This is a genomic window from Bradyrhizobium sp., assembly GCF_049586575.1.
In the GTDB taxonomy this organism is placed as follows: Bacteria; Pseudomonadota; Alphaproteobacteria; order Rhizobiales; family Xanthobacteraceae; genus Bradyrhizobium.
This window is the reverse complement of the sequence record NZ_JBAVCF010000759.1, coordinates 1-4,827: the sequence shown is the minus strand read 5'-3', so window position 1 is coordinate 4,827 and position 4,827 is coordinate 1. Positions and strand designations below refer to the sequence as shown.

4 protein-coding genes are annotated in these 4,827 nt (G+C 63.4%); 3 read left to right on the top strand and 1 reads right to left on the bottom strand.

Going from position 1 to position 4,827, the window contains the following annotated elements; translation table 11 throughout:
• The coding region (locus tag WB528_RS27320; RefSeq protein ID WP_423892460.1) for an MFS transporter at positions 1 to 801 on the bottom strand (801 nt) is incomplete at its 3' end.
• A gap of 251 nt (positions 802 to 1,052) precedes the next feature.
• Here WB528_RS27320 and WB528_RS27315 point away from each other — a divergent pair.
• From WB528_RS27315 to WB528_RS27305, 3 genes are all read left to right on the top strand, one after another.
• Positions 1,053 to 2,444: a cytochrome P450 gene (locus tag WB528_RS27315; protein ID WP_423892459.1), complete on the top strand. Its 1,392-nt coding sequence runs from the start codon at positions 1,053 to 1,055 to the stop codon at positions 2,442 to 2,444.
• A 34-nt stretch (positions 2,445 to 2,478) separates the two neighbouring features.
• Entirely contained in the window at positions 2,479 to 3,888 is a 1,410-nt protein-coding gene (locus WB528_RS27310) for an adenylate/guanylate cyclase domain-containing protein (RefSeq protein ID WP_423892458.1), read from the top strand.
• 221 nt (positions 3,889 to 4,109) lie between these two features.
• A complete protein-coding gene (locus tag WB528_RS27305) occupies positions 4,110 to 4,586 on the top strand; it encodes a TerB family tellurite resistance protein (RefSeq protein ID WP_423892457.1) in 477 nt (158 codons plus the stop codon).
• The last annotated feature ends 241 nt before the right edge of the window (positions 4,587 to 4,827 follow it).

Here is a 4,827-nt window from a genome sequence, read left to right as displayed (position 1 = left end):
GGTCTGCGCGCCGCCGTGCAGAAGGTCGCGCACGACGAGCGGCATCAGCGCCGATATCGACCCGCCGATCAGGCCCGTCACGAGCGTGCGCGCGAGCACGATCTTGATTGCCGGGGAGTTGGCGATGTAGCGCACGCCGGAGACGATCGCGCGGTTAAGCCGCTCGCGCGGCAGCCTCGACGGCGCGCTTTCGCGGCGCCAGATAAACAGCGCCACCGCCAGCGGAATATAGAGGAAAGCATTGGCGGCGAACGCGGCCACCGCGCCCGCGGTAGCGACGACGATACCGCCGATCGCCGGTCCGAAGCTGCGCGCGATGTTGTAACTGATGCCGTTCAGCGCCACGGCGGCGGGCAACATAGCGGCCGGCACCTGTTCGCTGACCGAAGATTGCCAGGCCGGACCGAACAGCGCCATGCCGCTGCCGACGACGAAGCACAATGCGAGCAGGCTGTTCGGCGTCATGAGACCGAGCCACGCCAGCGCGGTCAGCGCGCTCGCGCCCAATAGCGCAATCGACAACGATATCAGCGAGACGATGCGGCGGTCATACATGTCGGCGATGGCGCCGGCGGGCATCGCAATCAGCATCACCGGCAGCATCAGCGCGGTTTGCACCAGCGCGACCTTGTCGGCAGACGGGGTCATCTGGGTCATCGCCCAGGCGGCGCCGACGGCCTGGATCAACAGGCCGAGATTGGACAACAGGCTCGCCGACCAGATCCGCCGGAACGCGAGATGCCGCAGCGGCGCTGAGATACCGTCGGCGGCTAACATCGCTCGCTTTGGCTGTTCGGTCATGACGTCTTCCGCTGCGGCCGGCTTGATTCCTTCAAGAAACAGTGATGCCTGCTCCGGTCTGTGCCTGTCCAGTAGTCAGCGGGCTAAGGCCGTGTTTTGCCGGGGCAAAATGCCTGGGATAGTTGAGGGCCGCCACAACACGGGGATCGTGCCCGCCACCCGAGGCGTCTTCATGGCGCCCGGATTTTGAAGCTGATAGGGTCGAAATGCGGACGGGCTTAGCCCATCTCTGAGTTGCGAGGACGACATCCGTGAGCATAGCCGAAACCTGGGACATCCCGGCCACACGCCGGCGACTGGTTCCTCCGAGCCCGCCGCGGGCGCCGGAGAGCATGACGACGCTCCAGCGCCTGGCAGCGATGCGCGAAAGCGCGATCGGAACCTGGGGCCAGCGCGCCTATGAGGACGACGTTGTCCGCGGCCGCTTCCTTCTGAACTCTAGTTTCATCCTCAATACGCCGGATGCGATCCGCCACGTGCTGGTCGACAATTACGAGAACTATTCGCGCACGCCGGCCGGGTTCCGCGTGCTGCGCCCGATCCTGGGTGAGGGCCTCTTGATCGCCGAAGGCCGGACCTGGAAACATCAGCGGCGTACGTTGGCGCCGGCCTTTACACCGCGCGCGGTCGGAACGCTCGTTCCGCACATGGTCGCGGTAACCGATGATACGATCGCGAACCTGCGGCGCATCAGCAATGGCCCCGTCGATCTGCGCGAGACAATGCAGCGCATGACGCTCGAGATCGCCGGCCGCACCATGTTTTCATTCGGCATGGAGCGCCACGGCGCGACCTTGCGGGACTTCGTGATGGAGTATGGTGACCGGCTGGCGCGGCCGCATTTCCTTGATCTGGTGTTGCCGTTGAATTGGCTCGCGCCGCGGGATTTCTCGCGGGCCCGCTTCCGCAAGCGATGGACACGCTTTATCGGCCAGCTGATGGCGGAGCGCCGCGCCGCCGGAAAGCTGCAGGGCGCGCCGGCGCGCGATCTGTTCGATCTGATGGAAACCGCGCGCGACCCTGAAACCAACGAGGCCTTCAGCGACGCGCAACTCGGTGATCAGGTCGCGACCATGATCCTCGCCGGCCACGAAACCACCGCCACGGCGCTGTTCTGGTCGTTGTATTTGCTGGCGCTCGATCCGGTCGCGCAGGAGCAGCTCGCGGCCGAGGCAAGGCAGGTTCCGGCCGATGGCGAGGCGGATCTCGGCCGGTTGAAGTTCACCCGCGCCGTGGTCGACGAGACGATGCGGCTTTATCCGCCCGCGTTTCTGATCGCACGCTCGGCGCTGGGCGCCGATGAGATCGCGGGCATGGCCATCGCCAGGAATGACGTGATCCTGATTGCGCCGTGGCTGTTGCACCGTCACGAAAAACTCTGGCGCGACCCGAATGCGTTCGTGCCTGAACGTTTCCTGGCCCCGGCGCCGCCGCCCGATCGCTTCGCCTATCTGCCGTTCGGCGCCGGGCCGCGGGTTTGCATCGGCGCGCACTTCGCGCTGGTGGAAGCCACATTGGCGCTGGCGCGGATCATCGCGGCGTTTCGCGTCACGCTTCTGGACAAGGAGCCCATCATGCCGATGGGGGTGGTCACGACGCAGCCGGACCGCTCGCCGATGTTCCAGATCACGCCGCGCCAGTAGCCGTACTTCGTCGATCCAGGCAGGGCCAAAGATCATGAGTGAGTTAAAGGCCCAGTTTTCCGTGTTGAAGCAGACCGCCGATCCGGCGGTCGCGGATGCGATCGCGCGTCTCATCGAGAATGGCGAGGACCACGAACTCAACCGCGTCAACGTTCTGGAATTTTCGCGAGCCAACGGCCTCGATGAGGAGCTGGCGATCTCGGGATTCCTGCATGCCTCGCGGCTCGGCCTGTTCGATCTGACCTGGAACGTGCTGTGCCCCGGATGTGGCGGCGTGCTCGATGCCCATGACACGCTGAAATCGCTGCGCAGCGAAGACTACCATTGCGGACTATGCGCCTGCGGCTACGAGCCTTCCGTCGACGAGCAGGTGGAGGTCGCCTTCACGGTCAGCCCGAAGATAAGGCGTATCGCCGCCCACGATCCCGGCACCTTGCCGCTGTGGGAATACTACAAGCAGGTGTTCTGGAGTTCCGGCATCGATCTCAACATGGAGTTCTTCACCACGCTGACCGACAAGGCGACGATCGATTCGCTGGAGCTGCCGGCCGGCGAGCGGGCGGTAATGTCGTTGCAACTGCCGCCGCAATTCGTGATCGCGTTCGAACCGGTGACGCATTCGGCGCATTTCATCGACGTGCAGGGCGAGCCGACCAAAGAACGCCAGCAGCTTTCGCTGGTCTACAACAAGTCGCACCCGCCGACGGGGTCGATCACGCTGCGTCCGGGCCCGTTGCGGCTTTCGCTCGATAATCAGGCCGGCGTGCGGACGCTGCCGACGGTGTTCATCGCGGCGGACGAATTGCATGAGTTGCTCGGCAAGCGCCGGCCGTTTCTCACCGCCAAGCGCATGTTGTCCAACCAGACCTTCCGTGACGTGTTCAAGGCCGACAATCTCCACATCGATCAGCGCCTGAAGATCACCTCGCTGACCTTCCTGTTCACCGACCTCAAGGGTTCGACGGCGCTCTATGAGCGCGTCGGAGATCTTGCCGCCTTCGATCTGGTGCGCGCGCATTTCCGGGCGCTGCTCGAGATCATCGCATCGGAGAAGGGCGCGGTGGTGAAGACCATCGGCGACGCCGTGATGGCGACCTTCATCAAGCCGGAGCATGCGATTGCCGCGGGCTTGCGGATGCGCGCGGCCATGGATGCGCTCAATGCCGAGCGCGGCACCGACGATCTCGTCGTCAAGATCGGCATTCACGAAGGCCCCTGCCTCGCGGTCATGCTCAACGAACGGCAGGATTATTTCGGCCAGACCGTCAACATCGCGGCGCGGGTTCAGGGGCTTGCCACCTCCCAATCCATCCACGTCACCGGCGGCGTGGTCGAGACGCCCGAGGTACTGGCGATGCTGCAAAAACGGGCGATCGAGCCGATTCAGAAGCAGGCGGCGTTGCGCGGGATCGCCGACAAGGTTCTGGTGTACGAGATACCCTAGGAAATGCTCGTCATTGCCAGGAGCGGCAGCGACGAATCCAGACACTTACCCGCGTTGGAGACTGGATTGCTTTGCGGAGCCTGTCATCGGGCGCGCATTCGCGCTACCCGTTGCAGTGACGAGTATCACAGAAAGGTAATGAGTGCTGGAACGCGCGCCGATTGCGCGAGTTCACGTTCCGCGCCATATAGACTTTAACTGAAGCTAATCAGGAACCATTGATGCTCGACGGGCTACGCCAATTCATCGCAGAGGTTATTTCCCCCGCCCATGAACCGCGCGATTTCGACGACACCGACTATCGCCTGGCGGCGACCGCGCTGCTCGTACACGTCATTTCGCTCGACGGCGAACCCTCCGAGGCCGAAAAACACAAGCTTCACGGCCTGATCGAAAATAGCTTCGGGCTCGATCGTGGAACTGCCGATAGACTGATCGCGTCCGCAACCCTGGTCGAAGGCGAGGCCGTCGACCTCTACCATTTCACCAGCGTCATCATGCGTTCGGTCGACGACGCCGGGCGGTTGCGCATTGTCGAGATGATGTGGGAATTGGTGTACGCCGACGGTCAGGTCAGCGAGTTCGAGGACAACGTGGTCTGGCGCGCTGCCGATTTACTGGCCGTATCCTCGCGCGACCGGATCGATCTCAAGCACCGCGTCGCCGCCAAACAGTCCACGCCAGTCTCGGGCGGCTAGAGACCGAACTATCCCACATGTCCGCCAACATATTCGCGGGACCTGCCTGTCCGCACGTGAAAATTGTCTAGTGTAGTCAGTGCCGCATTGCAGCGGATTGCTGTGATTTTCTGGGCCGCTTCTCATTTCTGCCTGATCCCAGCCAGCGGAACGATCGAAATACTTGCAGGCGGGCTGTATCCCGCTGAAGGCGTATCCTCGTCGGGTGGGCATTTATCGGCGGGCAAGAAAATCGTGACTG

Excerpts from the sequence above, each read along its gene's own strand:
- WB528_RS27310 (WP_423892458.1), top strand. The coding sequence starts at position 2,479 with ATGAGTGAGTTAAAGGCCCAGTTTTCCGTGTTGAAGCAGACCGCCGAT.
- WB528_RS27305 (WP_423892457.1), top strand. The coding sequence starts at position 4,110 with ATGCTCGACGGGCTACGCCAATTCATCGCAGAGGTTATTTCCCCCGCC.